Here is a 4,831-nt window from a genome sequence, read left to right on the forward strand (position 1 = left end):
GTCGGAAACCCGGCCGCTACCGCTCGCCCCGCTCAAATCCGGTGGCCGTCATGAATAATCCGGGCTAGTTCAGGCATCCATCTCCAACACAAGCATGAGTTCGCGCCATTCGCGCTTGGAAAGGCCGCTCTCCGTTTGGCTGACTTTGTCGCCGGCAATCATTCGTTTGACACTCTCGAGCGCCGTCGCCGAAAGGCGCGCCCCGCCATGCTCATATTCTAGAAACGCGGCATGGGCCAAGGGCACCCAACGCTTGAGCGTATCGATCATGGCTTCGGCGTAGACGCGGATCTCGTACTGAGCGTGTGAATCGGCGCGCAGACTGAGAAAATGCAGCAGATTGTGCAGATCGGTCTTCCAATACCATTGGGTATAATAATTGAGCGTAAGATTCATGCGCGCCAACTCCCGCGCCAATCCGTCGCGGGTCGGATCGCGCAACCCGCCGTTTTCGTCTTCGTTCAGCATTTCCGCATAGTGGTCATAGGCTCGGTTGGCGTCATCGCGCAGCAGATCGTGAACGCGGGCCGCCTCCGCGCCTTGCAGCACGTTGCCTCGACCCTGCCGGTTGTCGCTTGATTGACTCGCCAGCTGGTCGGGCGCCGGCAAGTAGAATTCCCTATCCAGAATGGAATATCGGCCAGAATACTCGTTAACGTTGGCGGTGCGGTGGCGAATCCACTGGCGGGCAACGAAAATAGGCAGTTTGACGTGATACTTTATTTCGCACATCTCGAACGGCGTGGTGTGACGGTGACGCATGAGATAGGCAATGAGGCCCTTGTCCTCGGTGACGTGCCGAGTGCCGCGGCCGTAAGAGACTCGCGCGGCCTGTACGATCGCGCCGTCGTTGCCCATGTAGTCGACAACCCTGATAAAGCCATGATCAAGCAAGGGAATTGCTTGGTAGAGAATTTCTTCAAGCGCAGGTGCACAAGCACGCCTCGTCGGTGTGCTGTCTTGCCGCTGGGCGTCGATTTCCGCCTGCTGTTCCGGGTCTAAGGGCATCGTTGTCGCGTTGTTGCAGTGGGTGCCACAGTGAGGCACCCGAGGTTGACGGGAACGCGACGCTTGGACGACGCGGCGAAGATGTCTATATTAGACCGGTCGGCGGATTTCCGTCGACTATGGCGATAAACGCCGCGCGAAATAAGCGTTGCGGACCCGGGGGCAGTACCCGGCGCCTCCACCAATTCGATCCGGCCGACCTGGCGTAACGCGCGTCAGGCCAAAGCCGGCGCGAAACCGTTTATGGGGGCGAACCAGGATCGACGTGCGTGGTAAAGGTTCGGTTTTTGCTCGGTATGGTACCACCGTTATCGGGCCATAATGTAAGTGCGAATGATAACGAAGTAGCACTCGCTGCCTAGCAAAACTAGGTAAGCGCGGTTCGGGGGGCACCGGGCAACAGAAGCTCCCCACTTTATTGGCTCGGTCCGCAAGGCTCAAGATTGCGCCGCGGAGAGGATGAAAAGACTAATGGCCAAGGATCATATCGGGTACGACGATCTGGTGGACAATGCCTTACGTGGCGCCATGCGCGAAGTGATGCTTCGAGTTGCCGAGAACGGCCTGTTGGGCAGCCATCATCTGTACATCACGTTTCGCACCGGATATCCTGGGGTGGATATACCGGACCATCTGCGCGACCGTTATCCGGACGAATTGACGATTATTCTACAGCATCAGTATTGGGGGCTGGAAGTGACCGAGCATGGCTTCTCGGTGACGCTCAGCTTTAACAAATCGCATGAGCATGTCAGCGTGCCATTTGCCGCACTGACCCGCTTCGCCGATCCCGGCGTCAAATTTGACATGCAGTTCGAGTTCAAATCGACCGGCGGTCGCGGCAAGCTGCAGTTGGTGGGGGGCGCCGATGAAGTCTTGGCGGAAGCGGAAGAAGACGGTTCAATCGCGGAAGGTATGACGGAAATTGGCGCCAATCGAGACGCCGCAGGTGAGTCGTCCCCGGCGGTGGTAGCAGCGGAGGCAGACGACGCAGGTTTGGCGGAGACGGCTGAGGACGGTTCCGGCGATACAGAAAACAGTGACGAAACGGCGCAAGACGAAAGCGAATCAAACAACTCCGGCGCCGAAGTGGTCACGCTCGATTCGTTTCGCAAGAAATAGCGTTCTCCTCGGCGGTCGCGCGGCTCCGCTGCGGCGCTGCCGCACTGCCTAATGATTCCGTACCCTGCGTTACATGCCACTCGACCCCCAACTTTACGGCACATTCCTGGTGGTAGCACTGGCCTCGGTTCTCTCACCTGGCCCTGATACCCTGCTGGTAATCCGCGCCGCCCTGAGCGGCGGCAATGGCCAAGGCTTTGCGGCCCTGGTTGGCGTGCAAATAGGCCTCCTCGGCCATTTGGCGGCAGCCGTATTCGGACTTTCGCTTTTGCTTTTGGCTGCGCCACTGGCGCTGAAGGGCGTGGCATTGGCGGGCGCGCTTTATCTTTGTTGGCTGGGATACCGCAACATCCGAGCTGCGACCGGCCGCAACATGACGGGCGCGAGCGCCATTTCGCCGGCAGCTATCGCCGACAGTGGCGCCGGCGCAGTGTGCCGTGACGCAATCCTGACCAACCTACTAAACCCCAAGGTTATCCTACTATTCATTGCCGTGATGCCCGGTTTCGTCGAGCCGGGGCCTGCTGCCATACCGGTGCAGTTGGCGTTTCTCGGTGCTTCGATCATCCTGCTCAACATAATCTGGCAGAGCGCGCTGGTGCTGGCCGCTAGCCGGGCGCGGCGCTGGCTTACGCAGCCGCGCGTGCAACGCGGTATCGCGTTGATCTCGGGCCTGGTGTTTATCGCTTTTGCCGCCCTGCTGGTGGCGGAATTCGTCGCCGCACCGGGTTGAGTTATTCATCGCCGGCCGTGCTATAGCTCTTAGCTGTGCAGTGCGAATTGACCATAGAGGCGCTTGGCACCGGCGGTGATGGCGTTGCCTGGCACGACGGCGTCAAGCTGTTCGTGCCCGGTGCACTGCCGGGCGAGCGGGTGCGCGTGGAACTCGAACAGGCGGCGCCCGGCGCGACGCGTGCGCGCTTGTTAGAGCGACTAACGGATTCGCACTACCGCGCGACGCCTGCGTGCGAATATTTTGGCGATTGCGGCGGCTGTGTGGCGCAACATATGGCTGCCAAGCCATACGGCGACTGGAAAATAGACGTGATCCGCGACGCATTGGCCCATCGCGGCCTGACGGAGGTTGCCATCGCGCCGCTGATCACATCGCCGCCGGCCAGCCGGCGGCGTGTGCGCTTTGCGGTGACGCGGCGGCATGGCGCGCCCGAAGGCGGAGTTGCGTTGGGTTTCCGGCGGCGTGGCAGCGATGAGATCATCGCCATCGAGCGCTGCGCTGTGTTGCTGCCGGCGCTTGAAGCACTGTTACAGCCCTTGCGCGGCTTGGCCGCGAAATTAGGCATGGCGGAAATTTCCCTCACTCAGGCGCATCAAGGGACCGACGCCATCCTGCACGGCTTGGATGCACCGCCCGCCCTGAGGATGCGCGAGATGCTGGCCGCCTTCGCCGATTCGCACGGCATTCAGCGCCTCTCGGTGGAAAGTCCGCCGGCCGACCGGGGCGGTAAGGGGGCTGCTGGCAGGAGCGCCGGCAAACGCAAGCGGCGGCAGGGCGCACAGGTGTTGGAGACTATCGCGCAGTCGAGCGTGGTACGCGTCTGTTTCGCCGGCGCATGGGTGGATTTTCCGCACGGCGCCTTCTTGCAACCGACGGCGGCGGGCGAGGCCGCGATCCAGCGCCTGGTGAGGGACGGCTTGGGGTTGGCGGAATTGACCGCAGGCAAGCGTGCGGTGCAGATCGCGGACCTTTATGCGGGGCTCGGCGGCATAGGTTTCGCGCTGGCAACGAGTGGCGGGGCAGCCGCGCCGCGCTGCCAGGTGGCAATGTTCGAAGGCGACGCAGCGATGGTTGGTGCGGCCCGCACGGCGGCAGGTCAAGCTGACCTCATGGTCACGGCGGAGGAACGCGACCTCGCGCGCCGGCCGCTTAGCGTGGCCGAGCTGAAGGCATATGACGCTGTTATATTCGATCCGCCGCGTGCCGGCGCACGCGAGCAGGCCGAGGCGCTGGCTGCCTCCGGCGTGGCGCGCATCGCCGCGGTATCGTGCAACGCTGCCAGTTTCGCGCGCGACGCTCGCATCTTGATCGATGGTGGCTACCGCATGCAGATGCTCACGCCGATCGATCAGTTCTTGTGGTCAAGCCATGTCGAGCTGGTGGCGATATTCGAGCGAGAATGATTATATAATTTTATACCTATTACCATAGGGTCTAATTGGCTTTGTTTGGTAATTTATGCCTTTTTAAAATCTACGCCAAAATCCACTATGATGGGTCTGTAGTCGCTCATCGACCCTATATGGTGTATGGTACAGCATGGCGACGCCAAAGCAAGAAGCAGCTAACCGACGAAACGCTAGAAAGAGCACCGGTCCAAAAAGTGCTGAAGGGAAGAATGCCGTTCGCCTCAATGCTCTAAGCCATGGATTACGGTCCGAGGCGCATATCCTGCCGGGTGAAAGCCGGGACGATTTTGAGCAGCTGGAGGAACAATTTTTCGCTGAATTTCAGCCCCAAGGCCCGCTAGAAACCTTTCTTCTTGGGCAGATGATCACTTGCGCCTGGCGACTTCGCCGTGCCGCTCGAGTTGAAACCGGTTTGTTCGGCATTGTCAGAGTAAATCGGCTTGAGCCTCTCGCGGAGGTCCCTTAGCCTCCGCGGATGAAAAACCCCTTCCGTTATTTCAACAGCTCGCCCGAGGTGATCCGCCTCGCGGTGATGATGTACGTCCGTTATCCGCTT

Annotated in this window: 5 protein-coding genes; 4 read left to right on the forward strand and 1 reads right to left on the reverse strand. The window is 60.4% G+C overall.

Going from position 1 to position 4,831, the window contains the following annotated elements; genetic code table 11:
• Positions 1-69: 69 nt before the first annotated feature.
• A complete protein-coding gene (gene thyX / locus O3A94_16990; protein MDA1357944.1) occupies positions 70-1,008 on the reverse strand; it encodes an FAD-dependent thymidylate synthase in 939 nt (312 codons plus the stop codon).
• Between the two features lie 471 nt (positions 1,009-1,479).
• Here thyX and O3A94_16995 point away from each other — a divergent pair, with 471 nt between their 5' ends.
• From O3A94_16995 to O3A94_17010, 4 genes are all read left to right on the forward strand, one after another.
• Entirely contained in the window at positions 1,480-2,130 is a 651-nt protein-coding gene (locus O3A94_16995) for a ClpXP protease specificity-enhancing factor SspB (GenBank protein ID MDA1357945.1), read from the forward strand.
• 73 nt (positions 2,131-2,203) lie between these two features.
• Entirely contained in the window at positions 2,204-2,863 is a 660-nt protein-coding gene (locus O3A94_17000; protein ID MDA1357946.1) for a LysE family translocator, read from the forward strand.
• A 35-nt stretch (positions 2,864-2,898) separates the two neighbouring features.
• A complete protein-coding gene (locus tag O3A94_17005; protein ID MDA1357947.1) occupies positions 2,899-4,269 on the forward strand; it encodes a TRAM domain-containing protein in 1,371 nt (456 codons plus the stop codon).
• A gap of 481 nt (positions 4,270-4,750) precedes the next feature.
• On the forward strand, positions 4,751-4,831 hold an 81-nt coding region (locus tag O3A94_17010; GenBank protein ID MDA1357948.1), incomplete at its 3' end, for an IS6 family transposase.

Source organism: Pseudomonadota bacterium (genome assembly GCA_027624955.1).
GTDB lineage: Bacteria > Pseudomonadota > Alphaproteobacteria > UBA828 > UBA828 > PTKB01.

Excerpts from the sequence above, each read along its gene's own strand:
- thyX (MDA1357944.1), bottom strand. The coding sequence starts at position 1,008 with ATGCCCTTAGACCCGGAACAGCAGGCGGAAATCGACGCCCAGCGGCAA.
- O3A94_16995 (MDA1357945.1), top strand. The coding sequence starts at position 1,480 with ATGGCCAAGGATCATATCGGGTACGACGATCTGGTGGACAATGCCTTA.
- O3A94_17000 (MDA1357946.1), top strand. The coding sequence starts at position 2,204 with ATGCCACTCGACCCCCAACTTTACGGCACATTCCTGGTGGTAGCACTG.